The 20,231-nt window shown below is 43.4% G+C and carries 14 protein-coding genes and 1 pseudogene; 8 read left to right on the top strand and 7 right to left on the bottom strand.

Going from position 1 to position 20,231, the window contains the following annotated elements:
• Nucleotides 1-1,792, bottom strand: a 1,792-nt coding sequence (locus tag QUA07_RS03055; protein WP_333322581.1) for a two-partner secretion domain-containing protein, incomplete at its 3' end; no start/stop codon positions are given.
• A gap of 363 nt (nt 1,793-2,155) precedes the next feature.
• On the opposite strand from QUA07_RS03055, the gene QUA07_RS03050 reads away from it, so the two are divergent.
• The 3 genes from QUA07_RS03050 to QUA07_RS03040 all read left to right on the top strand — a co-directional run bounded on the left by QUA07_RS03050 (nt 2,156) and on the right by QUA07_RS03040 (nt 6,133).
• Nucleotides 2,156-2,590, top strand: a complete 435-nt coding sequence (locus QUA07_RS03050) for a hypothetical protein (RefSeq protein WP_333322577.1) — start codon at nt 2,156-2,158, stop codon at nt 2,588-2,590.
• 400 nt (nt 2,591-2,990) lie between these two features.
• Nucleotides 2,991-5,705, top strand: coding sequence for a CHAT domain-containing protein (locus tag QUA07_RS03045; protein ID WP_333322575.1), 2,715 nt, complete (start codon nt 2,991-2,993; stop codon nt 5,703-5,705).
• Between the two features lie 17 nt (nt 5,706-5,722).
• A complete protein-coding gene (locus QUA07_RS03040) occupies nt 5,723-6,133 on the top strand; it encodes a transposase (RefSeq protein ID WP_333322571.1) in 411 nt (136 codons plus the stop codon).
• Nucleotides 6,134-6,472: 339 nt separating this feature from the next.
• Here QUA07_RS03040 and QUA07_RS03035 read toward each other — a convergent pair whose 3' ends face one another.
• From QUA07_RS03035 to QUA07_RS03015, 5 genes are all read right to left on the bottom strand, one after another.
• Nucleotides 6,473-8,329: a bifunctional 3'-5' exonuclease/DNA polymerase gene (locus QUA07_RS03035; RefSeq protein WP_333322568.1), complete on the bottom strand. Its 1,857-nt coding sequence runs from the start codon at nt 8,327-8,329 to the stop codon at nt 6,473-6,475.
• Between the two features lie 729 nt (nt 8,330-9,058).
• Nucleotides 9,059-9,256: a hypothetical protein gene (locus tag QUA07_RS03030; protein WP_333322566.1), complete on the bottom strand. Its 198-nt coding sequence runs from the start codon at nt 9,254-9,256 to the stop codon at nt 9,059-9,061.
• Between the two features lie 81 nt (nt 9,257-9,337).
• The gene (locus QUA07_RS03025) at nt 9,338-10,462 is read right to left on the bottom strand and encodes an ATP-binding protein (RefSeq protein WP_333322564.1); all 1,125 of its coding nucleotides are present in this window, start codon (nt 10,460-10,462) and stop codon (nt 9,338-9,340) included.
• Nucleotides 10,459-13,389, bottom strand: coding sequence for a WD40 repeat domain-containing protein (locus tag QUA07_RS03020; protein WP_333322562.1), 2,931 nt, complete (start codon nt 13,387-13,389; stop codon nt 10,459-10,461). Before QUA07_RS03020 ends, QUA07_RS03025 begins: the two co-directional genes overlap by 4 nt.
• A gap of 1 nt (nt 13,390) precedes the next feature.
• Nucleotides 13,391-14,767 carry an XRE family transcriptional regulator gene (locus QUA07_RS03015; protein ID WP_333322560.1) on the bottom strand — a complete coding sequence of 459 codons (1,377 nt, stop codon included), beginning with the start codon at nt 14,765-14,767 and terminating at the stop codon, nt 13,391-13,393.
• A 199-nt stretch (nt 14,768-14,966) separates the two neighbouring features.
• Between QUA07_RS03015 and QUA07_RS03010 the strand changes: the two genes are divergently transcribed.
• Nucleotides 14,967-15,278, top strand: coding sequence for a TRADD-N-associated membrane domain-containing protein (locus tag QUA07_RS03010; protein WP_333322558.1), 312 nt, complete (start codon nt 14,967-14,969; stop codon nt 15,276-15,278).
• Nucleotides 15,279-15,519: 241 nt separating this feature from the next.
• On the opposite strand, the pseudogene QUA07_RS03005 reads toward QUA07_RS03010, so the two are convergent.
• Nucleotides 15,520-16,212, bottom strand: a pseudogene (locus tag QUA07_RS03005) (IS1 family transposase).
• A 233-nt stretch (nt 16,213-16,445) separates the two neighbouring features.
• Here QUA07_RS03005 and QUA07_RS03000 point away from each other — a divergent pair.
• The 4 genes from QUA07_RS03000 (at nt 16,446) to QUA07_RS02985 (ending at nt 20,216) form a co-directional block, all read left to right on the top strand.
• Entirely contained in the window at nt 16,446-17,117 is a 672-nt protein-coding gene (locus tag QUA07_RS03000) for a hypothetical protein (protein WP_333322555.1), read from the top strand.
• A 292-nt stretch (nt 17,118-17,409) separates the two neighbouring features.
• Complete coding sequence (locus tag QUA07_RS02995) at nt 17,410-17,631, top strand: hypothetical protein (RefSeq protein ID WP_333265992.1); 222 nt, start codon at nt 17,410-17,412, stop codon at nt 17,629-17,631.
• Between the two features lie 224 nt (nt 17,632-17,855).
• On the top strand, nt 17,856-17,999 hold the full coding sequence (locus tag QUA07_RS02990; RefSeq protein ID WP_333322553.1) for a hypothetical protein: 144 nt from the start codon (nt 17,856-17,858) through the stop codon (nt 17,997-17,999).
• Nucleotides 18,000-18,128: 129 nt separating this feature from the next.
• Complete coding sequence (locus QUA07_RS02985; RefSeq protein ID WP_333322551.1) at nt 18,129-20,216, top strand: hypothetical protein; 2,088 nt, start codon at nt 18,129-18,131, stop codon at nt 20,214-20,216.
• The last annotated feature ends 15 nt before the right edge of the window (nt 20,217-20,231 follow it).

Genomic DNA, 20,231 nt, shown 5'->3' with positions numbered 1-20,231 from the left:
CTTCACTATCAGTAAACAAGCCACTGCTTAACCGACCATCGGCTGAGGTACCGATCGCCTCGACTGAATCCGTTGCCGTAATCTGCAAGCTCCCACCCTTGCCTGTATAGAAAGTACCGGCTGATACCTGTGCCCCATCGCGCACCAGCAAGCGACCCGTGTCAATCCTCAAGTCCCCTGCATCCCCACTTTCTTCACTATCAGTAAACAAGCCACTGCTTAACCGACCATCGGCTGAGGTACCGATCGCCTCGACTGAATCCGTTGCCGTAATCTGCAAGCTGCCGCCCTTGCCCGAACCGTAAGTAGCCGCTGATACCCGTGCCCCATCGCGCACCAGCAAGCGCCCCGTGTTAATGCTCAAATTCCCTGCATCCCCACTCCCAAAACTATCAGCCAACAAGCCATTGCCAAACCGACCATCGGCTGAGCTACCAATCACCTCAACCGAATCTGTTGCCGTAATCTGCAAGCTGCCGCCCTTGCCCGAAACTCTAGTAGCGGCTGATACCAGTGCCCCATCGCGCACCAGCAAGCGCCCCGTGTTAATGCTCAAATTCCCTGCATCCCCACTCCCAAAACTGTCAGTAAACAAGCCACTGCCAAACCGACCATCGGTTGAGCTACCAATCGCCTCAACCGAATCCGTTGCCGTAATCTGCAAGCTGCCACCCTTGCCTGAACCGAAAGTAGCGGCTGATATGTATCCCCCATCGCGCATCAGCAAGCGCCCCGTGTCAATTCTTATGTCTCCTCCAGTTCCCGTTCCCGCCTGAGTCACCTCAGCCCTCAGGAATGAACCGTCCCTCAGCTCAACCTCTGTTGCGCGTACCAGTATCTGTTTGCCATTTTCTGCCCCAAAGGTGTTAGCCAGAATATTGCTTTGCGTCATCTCCAACCGCCCACCGCGAATCTGAACATCACCGCCCCCTTCCCCACTGGCATCCGCAAACGCCCCGTTTGATAATGAAATATTGCTAAAATTATTAATCGAGTCATACCCCAGGACAAAGTTGTTCCCACTTTGACTCAAACTTACTTCTCCCACTCCAGCCACACTGCCGAGTTCAATGCGTCCTCCTTCTGCTGTCACTCTCCCGGACTCTAGGAATACATTCCCACCAACTAGCGCTAAAGTTCGACCCGGTTGCCCCTGTAGCCCAGGGGAACCATTATTTGAATTAGGTTGATAAATTAAACTTGGTGCTTGCGATCGATTAACAATGGGTTGAGCAGCAACGGCATTAAACCACAAAGCTGAGGGACTGACGCTGAGTAAATTACTCGAACTCGGTTGTGAAGCGCTAAATAGTCCGGTATCCCCTAACTTGACGGCATTCGCTGTCGTTGCCAAAAATGAACCCTGCACGTCTAAACTGGCAGATGGCCCGAACACAATGCCGTTTGGATTAATTAAAAACAAATTAGCAGTGCCTAAAACCCCCAACCGTCCCAAAATATCCGAACGGTTCGCCCCGGTTACGCGCGAGAGAATGTTTTCAATTCCTGCTGGATTGGTGAAATAAGCGCCTCTTCCTTCTAAAACACTCAATTGTTCAAAACTGTGGAACAGATTAGCGCCTCGTATTGCGCCACCATCTATCTGATCGCCTTGAATACCCCGTATATTGACTTTGGGTGTAACGACAGAACTTTCAGCACCTAGCGTATTGTCAGGCACGATTTGGGCGTTAGCGCGATCGCCCCCTCCTACGAGGAGTGTCCCAAATATGGCGACGCAACCCCCAATCTGCCACTGCCAACACCAACCGAACCAGCTTTTAGCAATCATAGGTTGGTTTCTAAAACATATTGATAAATCTATCACTAGAGTTTCTTTTTGAGTGGCCTTCACTCACTATCCTCGCCTAGAACAAGGTTTTGGAATGGGTGTGAAAATAAGCTTATCCCCGCCTAGAACAAGGTTTTGGAGTGAGCGGGAAATTACCCGTTCTCCGTCTAAAGCTCCCAGCGGGATTTTTTCGACTGGCCGCCATTGTCTTCTTCTTCGTCACAATTAAAAAATCGGCCATCGGAAAAATAGCCGCCTGCCCGTCCGGCTGAGGACACCCAAAAGTCGTGTGTCACGCGCTTGACACAAATTGGCATTCTTGTTAGACTAAATGAAACGCTTGACACAAGGGATTCGCTTATTATGCCTAATCCTAAAGGACACGAAGACTCAATCAAAGATTCCCGATTTAAAGCTGCTTGGCAGAGTGGCCCGACTCGCACCATTCGAGTTCCGATCGCCCTGGCTGACGCTACTCTAGATTATGCCCGACAAATTGACAAAAAAATCGAACAGCGTGACACAGAAGGTAAACGTAGTGACTCCGAAGTAGAGAAGAAACAGACTAAATCGCATGATACAAGCGGTTTAACTGATGAAGTGAAGCGATTAAAGGGTGAATGTAAGCGACTTCTGAATTTAGTGAGTGACATGAGGCTTGAGCTTTACCATACTCGACGCGCTGAAATTGAGCTACCAGAGGCTGCTGACTTGTTAAACAGGCTCAAGGCCAAGCGTAAGAAATCAGCGACAACACTCGCAGACATTGAGGCAATTTTGGAGATGATTGAAGGGTAAACCCCAAAAGGGAATTAGGAATCACGCCCCCTAAAAAGGGGCTTTACTCGCACAAAACTTTACAATTGCAGGGTTGTATTTTCTCGAAGAAGCTGCGATCGTAGGTAATAGACCTCTTGCAAAATAATTTTATCCTACAATCGAGGGTTTGGCTTAAGTGGAGCAGATTGCAGGTTAGATCAGCACTTTACAATTATGACTTAGCTCTCAGGTCTAAAACTCAAAACTCTTAATTGTAACATAAATTTTTTTTGCAAGAGGTCTAATGTAGTTAATTGCAAACAAAAGCTAGAGCGGAGTTTAAATTCGAGGCTGGTTAGGTAGCAAAATCGAGAATACTGCAAGAGGTGAGTAACGCTTTGTCTAAAATCTTCAAAAGAACCTACCATATCTTACTTCGATGCCAAGCCGACACCGCCGATTCTGTATCCGCCAAGTTCTGGTAATTTTATTCCTAACCAGTCTCACCATTTGCCTGTGGCTGAGTCATGTTTCTTTTAATCCTTTACAACTAAGATGGACAGAAGTAGCAACTGCACAGTCTACCAATCCCAGCCAGCTCGTACAACAAGGAATCGAACGATATAAAACAGGAGACGTGCAAGGTGCGATCGTACTTTGGCAAACCGCCTTAACCGCCTATCAAAGCACTAAAAACCGCGCTAACGAGGCGATCGTTCGAGAAAAACTAGCCATAGCTTATCAACAAATGGGTCAATTCAGCGAAGCGATCGATTATTGGAAAAGTGCGATCGCCAACTATCGTTCCTCTGGAGATTTCGTGAAGGTGGGACGGTTACTCACAGAACTCGCTCAAACCTACAGCCGTTTGGGGCAAAATAGAGAAGCGAGATCGCTTTTATGCGGTGCTTCTGAGGCTGATGAAATTTGCCCCAAAAGTGAAGAAAGTGCTTTGCAAATTGCCGAAAAATTTAGAGATCGCCAGGGAGAAGCGGCGGCTTTGGGAAGTTTGGGAGAAGCCTATCGCCTCACAGGAAAGTACGATCGAGCCATTGAAACTCTAGAGGCTAGCTTAAAGATTGTCGGGGAGATTAACCCCCCAGTTTATCGCGCCTCAGTGCTTAATAGTCTCGGTAATACTTACTTTAGTAAAGCTCAACTCAACGAGCAGCGTGCTGATTCTGCTAAGTCCAGAAATGCAGAAAATAAAGCTAATGAATTCATTAAAGAAGCTGCTGCTAATTACACAAAAGCTTTAGGTTATTTCGAGATCAGCCTCGAACAGAGGGGCACTCAAAATGACCGATCGAGTCAAATGCGATCGCTTCTCAATTTGATTCAACTTTATTACCGATCGAAATATTTTAAGTTACCCTATCGCACTAATAAGGCCGATCAAGCATTGCAAGAAGCTCTAACTCTACTTAATATCATCCCTGATTCTCCCAATAAAGTCTATGCAGCAATCAATTTATCCGAAATAGAACAACCTGTTGATTCTATTAATTATACTTCATCTCAAGCTCAATGTCAGCCGCGAAAACTCAACGAATTGCAGGCAGAAGAACTCCTGCAAAAAGCTGTTTATATTGCTCGAGGCATTAAAGATTCTCGCTCCGAATCATTTGCGTTAGGTAAACTAGGTCATCTCTACGAATGCCGCAAAGACTACAATAAAGCCTTAGATTTTACCAAACAGGCAAGATTGGCAGCCGACCAAAACTTACTTGCTAAAGATAGTCTTTATTTGTGGGAGTGGCAAGCGGGACGAATATTTAAAGCACAGGCGAAAGAATCTGAGGCAATTGCTGCTTACGAACGCGCGATCGCAACTTTAGAAGGTGAGGGAGGTATTCGAGACAATCTGTTAATTACCCAGCAAGACTTGCAATTTAGCTTTCGGGATACGATTACTCCTCTCTACCGCGAGTTTGCTCAGTTAAAGCTAGAGCGTGCCCAATTGCTACCCATTGCGAGTCTTGAGTACCAAAAAGAGCTCGATTCTGCACTCAACGCGATTGATTCTTTGAAACTAGCAGAATTGCAAAATTACTTCGGCAATGAGTGTGTCTTTACCGTTTTTGAGCCAGAACGAGTTGATGACTTAGAAAGAGAAGACACTGCTGTCTTTAGTTCTATAATTTTGGACGATCGAACGGCGATTGTGGTGAGTTTACCCAACTCTGACGAGAAGGGAAAGCCAAATACTGAAAGAAGATTTAAACGGCTAGTCTGGATAAACGATAGCAAAAAACTTACAGAAGAAATCAAAAAAATTCGTATAGAAATTCAAAAATTTTACGATCCTACTGACGCTTTTTTAACACCAGCACAAAATCTATATAACTTGCTGATTCGCCCTTTCGCCTCCGATTTAACACCAACAAAAATTAAAACTCTCGTTTTCATCCAAGATGGGCTATTACGCAGCGTACCGATGGCTGCGCTCCACAATGGTGAAGAATTTCTAGTTCAGAAATACGCCATTGCTACGACTCCCGGTTTGCGCTTGACATCTCCTAAACCCCTAAATTTTCCAAGTCTGCGGACGCTAGCTTTGGGCTTAACCGAAGCTGCTACCGTTGATGGTGAAAAATTTAAGGCTTTGGCAAATGTCACCGATGAAATCAATCGAGTTATAAAGCTATTTCCAGGTAGCAAGAAACTCTTGGACGAACAATTTACTCCCGAGAGCTTAGAGCAAGAACTTAAACAAACGGCTTACCCGATTATTCACATTGCCACGCACGGCCAATTTGGCACTATTCCAGAAGATAGCTTTTTAGTGACGGGTAATAATGAGAAGATGACAATTACTCAGCTAGAGAGTGATATTCGCCGCTTTAGTAAAGGTACAGAGCCAGTGGAGTTGCTCGCACTCACGGCTTGTCAAACGGGTATAGGAGATGACCGTGCGACACTGGGTATGGCTGGCATTACGGTGCAAGCAGGCGTCAGAAGTGCTTTGGCTTCTCTTTGGTATGTTGACGATGCTTTTACACAAGAATTAGTCGCTAAGTTTTACGATAACTTGCGATCGCAAATGAGCAAAGCAGAAGCCCTAAAGGAAGCGCAGAAGGCGCTGATTAATCAAAACAAGAATATACATCCCGCTAAATGGGCCTCCTTTATCCTTATCGGTAACTGGCTGTAGAATAGAGCGGAATAAGGTTGGTTGTTGCTGTAATTATCAAAGTAATGATTAAATATTTCGGAACAGGACATCCTGTAAGGATATGGTGTCAGAACGAGAGTAGATTTGGATTGATTACTATGCAGGGCAGGGTGATTACATTGAAGGGAATAAAACCAGCCGGCAAAAAGCAATGGAAGCGAGGAAACTTCTATGTTTATGGAGTTGTAGAGCCATCAACAGGTGAACAATATTATCAAGAATTTTCTCAGCTCAATCACAACTGCTTTCAAGAGTTTTTAAATGAATTTGCTCAAAAATACTCAAACTATTTCAATCTAATTATCATGGATAATGGTAGCTTTCATAAAGCTCTGTTATTAGACTGGCATGGCCATGTAATGCCAATATATTTACCTGCCTATAGTCCTGAATTGAATCCGATTTAAAGATTGTGGGAACATACAAAAAAAGACCTCAAGTGGCAAAATTATTCTAGTTTAGATAAACTCAAAGAACAGGTAGATATAATTATCAAATCTCTCACGAATGAAGAAGTTTTATCTCTCTGTGGTTGGGACTATATACTTGAAGCTATATTAAGTGCAGGTTCATAGTGAAGTGGTATGACTATGCAGGACTACCGTTGTTTACGGGTGGGAGGTTAGGGAGGAATCGTGCTGCGACTGTTAGGAGAGTGGTGAGGAAGTGGAAATTTCACAGCAATGGCTATGGCTGCGGTGCGGTTTCTCCCTACTCCCACTCCCCAATCTTTCCCCGTTAATCTCTTAGCCTCCCCAACTTTCCATCACCTTAATTTCTACCTCGCAAGGAATCGGAGAGAGAAATTTATTCCCGGCTCTCACCATACATTTTTTAAGCATTGCTTTAACGTGGTTTACTTCTTCGATAGGACTCTCTATTAAAATTTCATCGTGAACCACACAAATCAGTTTAGCATTCGTGCAGCTTAGAGGTGAAAAAATGAGAGCAAGAGCGAGTTTAGTAATGTCAGCGCTCATCCCTTGAATTGGGTTATTTAGCATTTCGTTAAGCAGCGGTTTAGTATCTTTTGACCATAATCTCCTTCTGCCTAAGACTGTCCGACTCTCTCGAATACCTCGGCTCCAGGCGCTCCGAACTTTGCTGTGAAATTGTTTGATACCTGTATAGGATTCAAAGAACTTCTTACGAAAGTGTGAAGCTTGTTGCAGCGTTAAAGTGACTCCATGCTCTGCTTGAGCCATATTCTTAAATTTCGTAACTCCCATGCCATAAATTAAACCGAAGTTAATGATTTTACCGAGCTGTCTGTCTTCGAGAGTAATTTCAGATAAGGGTTTTGCCAGCACCAAAGAAGCTGTCAGAGAGTGCAAATCTTCCCCTTGAGAGTAGGCTTTCACCATCGTGCGATCGCCCGAAACCTTCGCCATAATCCGCAGTTCAATCTGGCTGTAATCGGCTTTGAGCAGGACGTAACCGGGTGCAGCTTTAAAACACTGTCGGGTTTCCTTATCTCTGGGGATATTCGTTAAATTTGGCTCTCGACAACTAAACCGTCCTGATCTAGCACCAATCTGAAACCAATTGGGATGGATGCGCCCTGTAATCGGGTGAATGCGTTCAGGTAAACCCAGAGTAAAAGTATCGATACGAGTAGATAAGCTGCGGTATTCTAACAGTGCTTGAATAACGGGATACTCGCCTTGCAAAGGAATTAAATGTTGAGAGCTAGTGGAAGTAACAGGAATACCTTTTTCTTGCAAAGCCGCTAAGACTTGCTTGGGAGAGCGAGGATTAATTGTATCCGTAAATTCTGGCAGCAGAGAGATTTGTTGGTGAGGGTTAGGTCGATGGAGTTGCGAATTAATTTCTTTTAAAAGAGAGTCGCGTTGATAACAGAGCTTCACTCCCAAAACTCTCCACTGTTCTCTATCTAAAAGCATTCCGTTGAGTTCCATAGAAGCCACCGCAGGCAGACAAGCAAACTCTAGTAAAGCAGTTTTCCAAAGCTTAGAAGCTTTCAGTTTTTGTTGCAGAGCAGCAGCCAGCGGGAGTAAGATTGCAGCATCGGTAGCAGCATATTGGAGTTGAGCGAGTGTTAAGTTTGCCGACCAATCGCTAACTTGCTGCGTTTTGTCTAGCTTTACTTTCAGCAAATTCTCAGTGACAGATTCTAGGGACAGATGCCGTTTTAGTCCAGCCGTCAGCACTCGGTAAGCTAAATAGGTATCGAAAAAGGGTTTGGATGGTTCCAGTCCGGCAAAAGCGAGCATTTGCCATTCAAATTTGAGGTTGTGACCTACCTTCAGTGCAGGACTGGCTAAGAGCAAGCGTAATGGTTCGAGTTCGCTCGGTTTAATTGCCCATAAATCTACAACGATCGCTGGATGGTCGGGAATAGCAAGTTGTAACAATCTAATTTTGGCTTTGTAGGGGTCAAGCCCTGTTGTTTCGCAGTCTATACCGATGATTTTTGCTTGGTAGAATGGTTGCAGGGCTGTTTCAAGATTGAAAGCAGTATCGATCAGTTGATAAGGAGTTTTAACTGTAAGTTGCAACTGAGCTATTTTAAGTTTATTGGAAGTCAAAAGAGTTGGGATAGCGGTTGATATTTTCTGCTTCTTTAGCGAATCATGTTTCATAATTAGTTCCGTTTATAAAAATAGGGAAAGAATCTCGCTGTGTCAATAATGCACGAAATTTTACTCTTTTTAAGGAGTTTTTGACATTAGGTAGCTTGAGGATGGTGGGTTTTATTTGGGAAGTATATGAGTTATAAGTCACTTTTTTGTAAATCAATTTTATTCCTGAACTTTAGGAATAAGGTAAAAGACATAAAGGATGGCGGTTGGTCTAAAAAAAACCAGTGGTTGCCTGGTTTTGATTTAAAATAGTTGCCAACTTTAGAGTCGGCAACAGTTGTTTTGGCTATCCCAAGTGCCGCCTAAAAAGTCGCAGCCTGGTTTGCTATCTGTAACCTTTTTACAAACGGCTGCGTTAGCGTCTGTTGTTATTAAGAGCAAAAGGCTTGTTAAAGCGATAGCGAGCAGTTTTTTCATAACGGTGAATTCAGATGTATGAACTAGCACTGTTAAGTGCGACTTTAATTCGGAACGATGAGATTAAAAAAAAATGGTTCTCCCGGACCTATGCTAAAATTTTAGTAAAACATCACAAAATCAAACACAAAAGTGAAACACCAACTAACTGAAATACTCTATTTGCCTGGAGTTATCGTTAAAGAACAGAAGATTTTTAACCAAACTCTAATTTAAGAGGGAGAACCAGTTTTGGCTCTAAGTACATTTGTACTGGGGTGCATTGCACATCGGGCAAAAACGACGACTATTCTTCTGACGTTTTAACTGACGTTATAGAGAGCGCTCGCCGCTCCAAACTTCTGCTACTTTAAAGGTAATTCCCCGTTCTTTAGCCACGGCACAGAGTCTTGCACCTCTATCCCGTCTGTGATTGCAAATTCTTTCATCCAAATCGTTCGTGTCTCCTAAATAAGGTTGAGTTAGTCTACTAGGATTGATGCGTTGGTTGAAATGTAAGAGGTAAACCATTACAGTTTTTCATCAAAATCATCCATCCTCTTACTGCGTGAGCCTGGAAGACTTGAATTATGAAGGCAAAATCGTACAAAGTTAGCTCAACTTTTGACTCAGGAAGTTACGAAAACTTGAGTGATAAAACTTGTAACAATTGGTTCCCTGCATAAGTTGTGGATTTAGGAACTCGATCCAGTTTTCTAAGACCTTTGCTACTTCATATTCCTCCTTACCAATCGTTGCTGCGATCGCCTCCACCGACATCGGTTTGTCCTGCTGAATTAGGATACGCAGAACAAGGTGAGCAATCGAAGACAATCTCTTACCTCTCATCTGTTGCCAGTGCTGTTGATAGTATTGTTTTAGTTCAGGGGGAAGGCGATCGCGTTCCAAGGGGTAGAGGTACGTGCCTCGAGCAATGGTGGAGAGCAATTTACTCAAGTACATGAAGTTATTCTCGCTGGCGGCAGTGAGGCTTGGGTAAAATTCGGCTTCACTGATGTGCTGAGTGTTCAGGTAGTCTCGAATAGCAGCTCCCTGCTTAGTAGAAGCCAAGCTCTGTTGAAGATAAGTGTGTATGTCTAATTGGTTTTGATTCGAGTAGTGGTCTAGATTGAGGGTTTGGTTGGGAGCTTCGATAAGTAAGCCGGATTTCTCTAGTGGGAAGGGGCGACGACTGAGAAAGAAATAGATGTGTGGGGGGAGGTAGCGGGGTAGATAGAAGAGATTGGAACCGGGGGGGTGATTGTTGAGGTCAGCGCGATCGAGGGCATCAAGGGCGATGATAAGGGGTTGAGAGGATGGTAGTTTATCGCTAATTTTTTGAAGGAGCAGGGAAAGCAAGTTGCTGCCTTGCGTGGCATTGTTCGGCAGGACTTCATAAGAACAATCTGCTGTAATTGTTTTAAGGTAATTGAGTAGTTGAGTGCAAAGAGTGTGGAGGAAGTGGTCGGGGTGTTGGTTGTTGGAATGTTGGGCGCTGTAGTAGAGGATGTTGGGATGCTGGATTAGGTATTTGGCGAGGATAGCGGTTTTGCCAGTGCCGGGAGAACCAGTGAGAGTGAAGTAGCCGCGATCGCATTTTTGGAAAAAATCGCTGAGGGCAGCGAAGGCAAACTGGCGACCTACAAAAGTTTGGGAAATTTTCTGGAGGAATCGCTGAAAGTTAGTAGGAGCGGAGATGGAAGTAATGGGAGATGATGCCGGAGGAAAAATATTCATGGTGAGGCCCCTATACCTTCCAAACGTAGGAAGTGGAGTTGCCCCACTCGATCGCCTGCAACGATCGTCGTTCCTTCTGGTGCAATAGTGCAGCAGGTTAAGGGGATATCTGCTGTAAATCTAGTTATTTCCTCTCCAGTAAGTAAAACCCAAACTCTAAGCGTATGGTCAGAGGCAGCAGAAACCAAATGTTTGCCATCTCGGGTGATGGCTATTCCCTCTACCGAGTCGCGATGACCCTTGAGCATCAAAATTTCCTCACGGGATTCTAGATCCCAGACCTTGAGAGAGCCATCAGATGAACCTGAAATTGCTCGTAAACCATCAGGAGTAACTGCAACAGCAACAGCGGTTACTGGAGAGGAATGCCCCGCAAGCGTGAAAAGCTCCTTGCCAGTTCTTAAATTCCAAACCTTGAGCGTTTTGTCCTTTGAACCAGAAATCAGATATTGACTATCTAAAGTAACTCCAACAGAAGCGATCCAGTCTTTATGACCTTGCAGGGTATAAATTTGTCTTCGAGTAGTCAAGTCCCAAATTTTGAGTGTTTTATCTCTTGAACCAGCTATAACTCTCTTGTTGTCGGGAGTAATAATAAGTTTATTGTCTAGCTCGCAGTATTTCTTCTCTATAAAGTAACAAACCACTCTATAAATTAATGATACAGAAATTAGAAAAATTATAAATAAAACTTCCTGCCCCCCAACCTTTGAAAGAGGATTCTGTAAAATAGTAGAATGATTTTTTAAAATTCCAAGACCGATAGCAATTCCTAAATTTACCCATACTCCGCTTATAGCTATGTAACAAATTTCATAATCGATTAATAACCAAGATTTTAACTGAAACACTTTCTTCAGACTTTCTGTTTTCCATGCTTTAATAGTCTTGTCAAACGAGCTAGAGATTAAAAGCTTACCGTCTGAACTCAACGCTATGGAGCTAACTTCCTCTCGATGACCAGATAATATAGAGAGCAGGTTTCCTGTCTCCAGATCCCAAACTCTAATAGTTTTATCATTTGAGCCTGAAATAACGCGGTTATTGTCTGTGGTAACAGCAAGAACAGTTATCGAATCACTATGAAATCGATCAAAAGTATTCCAACTTTCTAACCAATCGTGATCTGTTTGCTGACAACTTTGATTAACATTAATATTCGTTATATTATTCATTTTAGGAATTATTATGTTTGCCATCTTTAAAAGAGGAAAAAATACTAAATACAAATAGCATAAGCATGAACCTACCCTAAATGAAACCCGACTCAAAAACCCTAAAAATAATATAGTTTTATTTTTAAAATAATCGTAAAACTTCCATAAATCTATTGCAATAGTGAGTAAATCCCTTGTTAAAAAAATTCTAAGTTCAGTAAAACAATCATTGATAAACCCGAATAAAACTCTTGTAAAAAAATCTAGGTTCAGGAAGATTAAAATTGATAAACTTAAAATAATCAAAACATAAAATATTATTCTAGCAGTAAAATCGATATTTTCTGTAATTAAAGATTCAGATTCTCTTTCCTCTATATCCCAGATTTTTATAGCTTTGTCTGTGGAACATGAAAACGCTTGTTTACTATTAGAGGCAATAACAACAGAATTCACTGAGTTGCTAATATCGTTCAAAGTAGATATTTCTCTGCCTGTTTCTAAATTCCAAATTTTGAGAGTTTTATCTTTTGAGCCAGAGATAGCTTTCTTCCCATCATCACTAATGGCAACTAAAGTTATTTCCTCGCAATGTCCTGTTAGTGTCAATCGTGGCTGTTGGGTTTCTAAATTCCAAACAATAAGTGTGTTGTTTTCTGCGCCCGAAATAACCGACTTGCCATCAGCAGTGATAGCGACAACCGTTATTGAATATATGCGATCTGTAGTAATTGTAATATCGTCTTTTGAATTAACTTCTAAATATTCAGTTTTGGAAATACCCAACGTATATTCAAAGTTTTTAACTCTAAGAAGCGTATAAGTTTTATTGTTATTATGTACAGTTGAACACAAGATTGCTTTAATTCCGTTACGAGCCAAAGCAATAGTGTCGAATTCTGAACTGTCTAAAACAACCCTCCTCGCTCTCGTTTCTAAATTCCAAGCTATTATTCTACGGTTTTGTCTATAGAATAATTTTTTAATTATATTCCACCCATTAGTTGAAATCAATCCAGATGTAGTCACCCATTTGCTGTCTGATGTAACAGCGATTGTTTCTATAAGGTAGTCCTGCTCAGTCATTGTAAATAATTCTTGTCCTCTAGCTAGGTTCCAAACTGTAAGAGTGCCATCTTTTGATCCAGAAATTACTTGCTTACCATCTGGAGTTACAATAATTGCTGTTACGGCATTCCCATGACCGCTCAGACTACGCAGTTCCTTTCCCGTTGCTAAATCCCAAACTTTGAGAATACCGTCGTCTGCCCCCGATACTATTTGTTTGCCATCAGGAGTTAGAGCAATTACATTTATCGAGCTACGATGACCTGTAAAAATACGTTGTAACCTGCTACCAGATGGAATCAAACCTGATTTAAAAGGACGCAACCAAACTGTTTGATTCTGATTTATGTGATCCAATAAGCTGTGAATATTTTGATTATCAAATCTTTGTAATCTCCCCCAAAGCTGTGATGCCAATTGTGTTGAATCTTCTGCTAGCACATGAGCAGATAACCGCAATGCCCCCTGAATTAATCGCAACGCTTTAACAGCTTCAGAGTTCCACTCTGGATGTTCTGGGTCGGAGTCATCCAGTAAATCGTAATCCTCAATCAGCGCCTGTACCCCAAACTCTGGATGCTGAATTTTGCCCAACAGGAACTCAAAATTGCAGAGCAGTTGATAGTACTTCTGTAAATTGCCCGAACGAATCAGGTTATAAGGGTAGGCTCCAAAATAAAGCCGTTTCAGAGTAGGGTTCACTTCAGGCAATCTCCTGTTCTATATAATTTACAATCCGTTGATTTACATCCTGAAACAATTTTCGGGTTGGCTTCAATTCCCATTTTGTTTTTAAGAAATCAAGAAAACTGGCATGGTAGATGCTGTAGAAAACTTCTTCCTCAAGGATTTGCTTCTGTAAAAACTCACGCCACTTCTTCTCTAAAATGTGATCCACCTTATACTCTTCTTCCCCAGAAATTGCTGCTACCATTTCGCAAGGAATTGGCGTACCCACTTCCACCAAAATGAATAACACGATTACCATTGTTTCTTGGGCACCTTCATTCATTCCCATTCGTTCCCAATGGGTTTGGTAATATCCTTGAAGCCCCTGGGGAAGTTTCTTGAGTGTCAAGTCATCATAAATTCCCTCCGCAATGGCTGGCAACACGTACCGCAGATACATAAAATTGTTCTCGCTCTTTGCTGACACCTGCTCTACAAACTCCTCTTCCCGCAGGTTACGCGCCTCAACCCACTTTCGCAGGCTAGCTTGATGAGTTAACTCCCGATCGAGCATCAGGTGAATATACGCCTTCACATCTGCGTAATTGGAACCCTCGTACTTCGGCGTTGTTAAATCCAACTCCTCTACTGGAATCCCTGGCGAAACCGTCAAGCGCTTCTTGTCTAGACTATAAGGGCGGCGAGTCAACAGGAAGTAAACGCGATCGGGTAGTACCACCGGCAAATGCAACAGGTTTTCCCCAAGTTCCTGTTCCACCTCGTCCAAGGCATCTACCACAATCACCAATCGCTCGCCAAACGGAAGCTTTTGGCTTACCTTTTCTAATAGTGTTGCTAAATTTGCCTTCTCGGCACCCTGCAACTGGTAACGGCGAATCAGTTGCCCCCGAATACTTTCTAGAAAAAGTTCCGGTCGATTGCGTCGCTCCGCCAGCACATTGAAATAGCAGATGGCATAGTGTTCAGAGACGTACTTTGCAGCGAGAGCGCTTTTCCCCATCCCTGCCTCTCCGACTACTGTAAAGTACCCTTTGGGCTGCTTTTCGAGAAACTGCTCAAACGCATCAAAAACAAACTGCCGCCCACAGAACGATCGCGTCTTCTCCCCAATCAGCGCTTCAAACTCTTCTGGCAACTGCTGCTGCGGATACCAATCTTTAGGCGCAACAATATCCGTTGGCTTGAGTCCTAACTCCTTTGCAATATTGATTACTGCCAATCGCTCAACTCCCTTTGGGCAATGTTTCGTACCTAGAAGACGCTTCACCGTATCAACAGAAACGTTTGCTTTGTGCGCTAGTGAGTCTTGAGTTAATTTTGCTTCTTCGTATGCCCGTTTCAGGGTACACTTTCCTTTCTCACTCGATTGAACTTTGTCAGATTGAAGCATGGAATTTTTTCTTATACCAGGTAATCAAACTATAACCAACCTCAGATTCTGCAGAGTAGGGCAGATAGGTTTTGAATATCTACCCATCTGCCCTACTCTGTGGGGCAGGCAGCACAACCACTACAACCTATTCGCCCTAGATGAAACCAGTCCTTTTACCTCAGTATCGTGATATCGGGATTCAATGAGGACAAAACCAATGGATGTCAAACCAACTCAACAAGCCGCATTCACAACAGAGTCAGATTTTACGGGTGACTGCAGCAACCTAAAAGAAGCAGTTCTGCGAGAACTGTTGCGTCAAGCCCACCATAGCTACAATCTAGCCCTTGCCGTCACCGCAGGTTCTGCACTCATTACCCTAGCTGGTGTTGGTCTGCTTTATCTAGAAAAAATCCCAGCCGCTTCATTGACAACAGCAGGAGGAGCGATCGCTAGTATTGGCTGCATTCAGGTTGCCAGAGAGTGTAAAGAGGAACTACGTCAAATGATGGAGCAATTATCGCAGTAAGTCTTTTTGCACCTTCTGGGGTGGGAATTTTCAGGGTATTGCTACACAAGTAATGATGCGTTGTAATGATGCAATACTCCGGACAGTTTTTGGAACGATACTACAAGCTTTACGGGGCAAGGAGCATAAAAAAGTCGAATTAAATGTAAGTCAGGGGTGAAGCTGACATTGATTTAATTATCCACAGGGGCTGCGAAGTCAAGCGAGCATAAGCTATTGGGCTATATAAAAACTGTCCGGACTATTGATGATGGATGAAATACCAAATGACACTAATGTGATTCTCTAAAGACGTAGGAATTCGACCAGGTTTTTCGCTTAGTGCGAAAAACCCGCTGTCGCAAGGTATTGTTAATCGTTCAATGTAGCGGGTCAAACCCGTTTCTTTTCCCACCGCTTGATGGCGTTTGCGGGCGTACCACAGCCGCGTAGGCTGTCCAGAAGTCGGTGTAAGCCACTGCACACTGGCGGTAGACCGGAGGTAAGGAATTCCACAAAGCTTGGTTGCAGCTTCCTCGGGCAGGCCCAATATAAACACCGACAATCTCACGGGTGTCTACATCGAGCACCAACCAAAACCATTATTTATTGCCTTTGTTGTCCACAAAAAACCATAATTCGTCGCACTGCATCGTCAGCCTCCCCTTTTTTTGGGTGTCACTTGCACGTTTCGGGACACGTTTGCATATTTGTGGTTCACGTAGGTTTGCAGCCATTGCTCAAACACTTGTACAGCCCGAGCAATTCCAGCTAGGGAGAGGCGTTCGAGCAACAAGCGGTGTATCAATTCTCGGGTTGCTGGGTCAACGACCTTCTTTTGGGAATGCTCCACAAATTGTCACCTACACTCATGACACTTAAATCGCTGTTTACCGTTGTGGATGCGACCGTTTTTGACGGTTTGGGAAGATGTACAGATTGGGCAAGTAGGGATGGGCAGATAAAAAGGGAACAAACTCTTCTATATCATTACATCTTGAGCACTACCACTTTGAAGACTTCCGAGTTAGGTGTTTGCTTACTTGGCCGTTTGATTGTTAGTTTAGCATACTAGCTAATGAAGAACCAAAAATTTTAGAGAAAGGTGGATGGGAAAATCTTGTTGGAATTTAAATTGAAAGATTATGACTATAATGTAACTGAGTTTCCCACTTACCGAGCTTTTTTATGAGTAACTCAATTCCCTCCCAGCCCCAATCCACAATAGATGATACAACCAGTTATCCGCGCTTGATGGAACTGATAGAAGCAGAAGATGCAGCTAATGGAGAAGTTGGCTGCGGTCGGGATTTGGGTAATAAACCTTCAGTTTATCTGAAAACCTGCGGTATGAATATCTCTGATGAAAAGCTAAGAAATTTGTTAAGGGAGTATTTAGGTCATTTATTGATGGAGCTAGATTTTGACTCAATCATCAACCAGGTGAGTCACTTCGTAGAGTCATTAGTCGTGCAGGAACACACTCAATTAGAGCAGACAAGACCAGCATTAATGCTCTTAGAATCAGTTGTTGAGCAAATTCCTGCGAAAGAACTCAAACAATGTATTGAGTCAGAATTGGGTGAGTTTTGTTCGGAAACTGCGATCGAGCAAATTGTTCAGTACACTGGTCAAGTGATTCACTATTCAATTCTCCAACCTCGACATAAGTGGCCCAAACCTATTTGGGTACTAAGTGCTCTTGAGAAGGTGTATATTGCTCAGGCATCTAGTTTAGATGCAGCAATTGCCCAAGTTAAAGCACAATATCCCGACGAAAGCGGAGAGCTGCAAGTAATAAAAGTCGGAGGTGTTCTCGCACCAAACCAAGTGATTTGCTTAGAGTTATTGAACAATTAATAAAAAATGCAGAAGTAATTTGGTAGCTTTGAACGGACCCCAACCTGCATCATATCCCCTCTCTTAAGCATGGGTATTCTTTAGCTTTTAGTTCCTACTCTCTCTTAAAAAACATTTTTCTCGACTTCCTAGAATTGCCTAGTGCTGAGAGCCGTTAGGCAACCTTCATAAAGCTGCCCCCTCCATTTAGAGGGGGTAATTTTTACTGAACGAAATCGCTCACAGGAATGAAGTTGCAGGAACTCGATGCGATTTAAATTGGACTTGTTGACCACATAAACTAAGAAAAACCATGCACAATGCTTCGATTGAACCTAATTCCGGCTATAACAACTCCGGTTACGAATCGGCACCCGATTTGACTGTCGGTTACTCGTCATCTAAAGAAGTTCGCCAAGGTAATTTTGACAACGCTTACCAAGAAAATGTGTATGACTTGTCCAACCTAGCAGATACTCCTTGGACAGATTCAGCAGTCCGCCCGAATCCACAGCTTGAGCTGGAGCTTGATTAAAGAAAAAGCGAAGATAAAGAAATGCAGTCCTGGACGCATCAACCTAAAAAACCCAGTTTCTCGTTCTCATCCTCAACCTAAAATGACGGAATTACATAGAAAAACCGGGTTTTTGGGTAATTCCTAAAATGGAGAGGAAAAGAGGGAGAAAGGTAGAGAGGGCGAGGGGGAGAGAGGGGGAGAGGCAGGGCAAACGCATCATGTCAACAAGCGGGAATTTTACCGTGCTTGTTGCGACTATTCTCGATAGCTGTAGTTTATTGAAAAGAGATTTGACTGCCGATAGCGGTGGCTATTCCTCAAAACACTACTACTATTCTCCCGGCAATTTAGATGCGTTTGCCCTGGGGGGAGAGGGATTTAGCTGATGGGTAATTTCTGCATGCAATACTGCTCTATTTTTCGTAATGTTTTAAAAACAGTTGAAAGTGTTTCCAAATTAGAAAGAATAGAGCAGTTTTTTTTACCTAATTTTAGTTGACATCAATAGGATTCCCATGAACAGTCCAAAGCAGTTAATAAAATTAAGCCAGGTAGGCTCGGCTTTAATAGCTGCCAGTACACTCTGCCTAATTTTTGCTTTCATCTGCATTACTTTCTTAAGCTTTCCATCAATTGCTAGTGCTAGTTCCTTACCTACTAAAATTTGGGAGAAAGAACAATCTAGAGTTTTGCTGCCAGATTGGAGCCAGATTACATTTAGTTCCCTGCCCGCCGTTGCTAGTTCTGGAAGTTCTGGCGGTCGAAGCTGGCAAGCCGACACTACTGTTGACAACATCTTGAAGCTGGGGGACATTAACGATGTAAAACCTGAAATTCTGTCTTTGCAAGCAATTGAACAATTAGCACTAGGGGATATCAATTTAGAGAATATCAGCTTGTCCGCGTTTCCCTTAGCTGGTAAGCAAACTGTCGGTCACTTGGCTGAAATTGTTCCGAATCTTAGCCAATTTCAATTAAGCGATGTTCCTCCAATTGCTTCTTTATCTTCTCAAATAGCCGGAGTGAACCCTAACATCAACCAATTACCAATTGGTCAAGCTGTAAAACAAGTACCACAACTAGCGCAGGCAAAACTTAACCAAATTGACCTATCTGAGTTTGCGCTCGCCCAAATTCCCAACCTTAACAACGTAAATTTAGAACAGTTCTCTGGCTGGTCAGAGGAACTCATCAGCAATATTCCGCTGCTGAGTCAAGTCCCGCTTTCTAATTTTCCGGTTCCTATTGCGTCTATTGGCAGCACAATCATGCGAATTGACATGATTTACAGTCGGTACGAAAGCAAACGCAATAACACAATTTCTGGTTCTGATGTAGAAGGATTTGCGGTAGCCTGCGAGAAAGATTGCGCTTATATCGAACTCGACGACATGGAAAACGCCGGTCGCCGCGCCACAGGGCCACTAGAAGGCAAGCAGTGGATTAGCGGCAAATATCAGGAAGTGCGAGGTGGTTCTGGCTGTTTGACCGGTTGGGAACCGACGGGCCGGCATCCTTTTGGGGAAGTGTTTAAAGTAGTGGTAATGGAACCGTCAGAAACCAGCGATACTGTTGACACGGCCCTGTACTTCAGGTTTAGTTTGCCCTGCGGCAAATCGCCTTACATTATTGGTCCGGTTCCGTTTCTCAGTTACAGCGTTAATTCACCTATGTTTGTCGGTCGATTAGAGGGCGGTTCTTCTAACAATATTTCGCGTTCCAAAGGCGTTGCCTCTGAAACAAAACCTTCAAAGCCGCTGAGTTCAAATCAAACTAAAGAAAACCCTTTACCAACTCAGCCTCTACCTGAATCCAAGCGAGAGTGCGCGCGCCCCGCAACTTACGTTAACGGTGTGGATGTAGCTTCATTAGGGGAGGCGTTAGCAAAGCTTTCCGAAGGAATCGCCAATTTGGAAAATGCAGCCAGTGCCGACTACGAAGCCATTGGCGAGATCGTTTGTACCGAAGGATCTCGCAACTGCGGGCGGGCGATCGGTCGCTATCAGTTGATGAGTTACCGGGAAGACGTGCAGCGTGCTGTCAGCTCAATTCCAGGGGGGGCTAACTTTATCCTGAACGTCAACAAAGGCCAAAAACCTACAAGAGAGGAACTCTTCCAATATTTTCCTCCTGCTGTTCAGGATAAAGTCTTGCAAAATTCTCTAGCTGAGAACTTAGTCAGCAGCCAACAGGAAATTGACCCTAAAACTGGGCAGGTGTTCAAGGGCGATCGCTTAATTGAGCGAGTAGCGCAAAAACACTTTGGGGGTTCTGGCAGTAAAATTGATGCCAGCTATTCCAACATTTTAGGTGGCTACTCTCTCAAACAGTACGGGGAAAAAGTTCGAGAGCTTTATAACCACAATACCAGCGACAATTGCCAAGCTAATTCTGGTGACAGCAATGGCATCAGCAACTCGGTCGGCTCCGGCATTACTTTAAATGCTAGTGGGAGTATTAAGGTTGCGCTGTTCATTAGCTCTTTTTTGATGGGAATGTGGTTTTTAATTCGACTTTTTTACAAGCGAAAGCAGCAACTTTTTATGATTCTAATCGGTTTGGGACTAGCAATTAGTTTTGGCACGGCTGCACTCTCCCATTGAACCAGGGGAAAGAGG

Origin of the sequence: Microcoleus sp. T3_A4 (genome assembly GCF_036700465.1) — a bacterium.
GTDB lineage: Bacteria > Cyanobacteriota > Cyanobacteriia > Cyanobacteriales > Microcoleaceae > Microcoleus.
This window is presented reverse-complemented; position numbering and strand designations above follow the sequence as displayed.

Bases quoted from the DNA above. Each gene is read 5' to 3' on its own strand.
- QUA07_RS02985 (WP_333322551.1), top strand. From the start codon at position 18,129: ATGAACAGTCCAAAGCAGTTAATAAAATTAAGCCAGGTAGGCTCGGCT.
- QUA07_RS03000 (WP_333322555.1), top strand. From the start codon at position 16,446: ATGAGTAACTCAATTCCCTCCCAGCCCCAATCCACAATAGATGATACA.
- QUA07_RS03015 (WP_333322560.1), bottom strand. From the start codon at position 14,767: ATGCTTCAATCTGACAAAGTTCAATCGAGTGAGAAAGGAAAGTGTACC.
- QUA07_RS03030 (WP_333322566.1), bottom strand. From the start codon at position 9,256: ATGGTTTACCTCTTACATTTCAACCAACGCATCAATCCTAGTAGACTA.
- QUA07_RS03010 (WP_333322558.1), top strand. From the start codon at position 14,967: ATGGATGTCAAACCAACTCAACAAGCCGCATTCACAACAGAGTCAGAT.
- QUA07_RS03050 (WP_333322577.1), top strand. From the start codon at position 2,156: ATGCCTAATCCTAAAGGACACGAAGACTCAATCAAAGATTCCCGATTT.
- QUA07_RS02995 (WP_333265992.1), top strand. From the start codon at position 17,410: ATGCACAATGCTTCGATTGAACCTAATTCCGGCTATAACAACTCCGGT.
- QUA07_RS03035 (WP_333322568.1), bottom strand. From the start codon at position 8,329: ATGAAACATGATTCGCTAAAGAAGCAGAAAATATCAACCGCTATCCCA.
- QUA07_RS03045 (WP_333322575.1), top strand. From the start codon at position 2,991: ATGCCAAGCCGACACCGCCGATTCTGTATCCGCCAAGTTCTGGTAATT.
- QUA07_RS03025 (WP_333322564.1), bottom strand. From the start codon at position 10,462: ATGAATATTTTTCCTCCGGCATCATCTCCCATTACTTCCATCTCCGCT.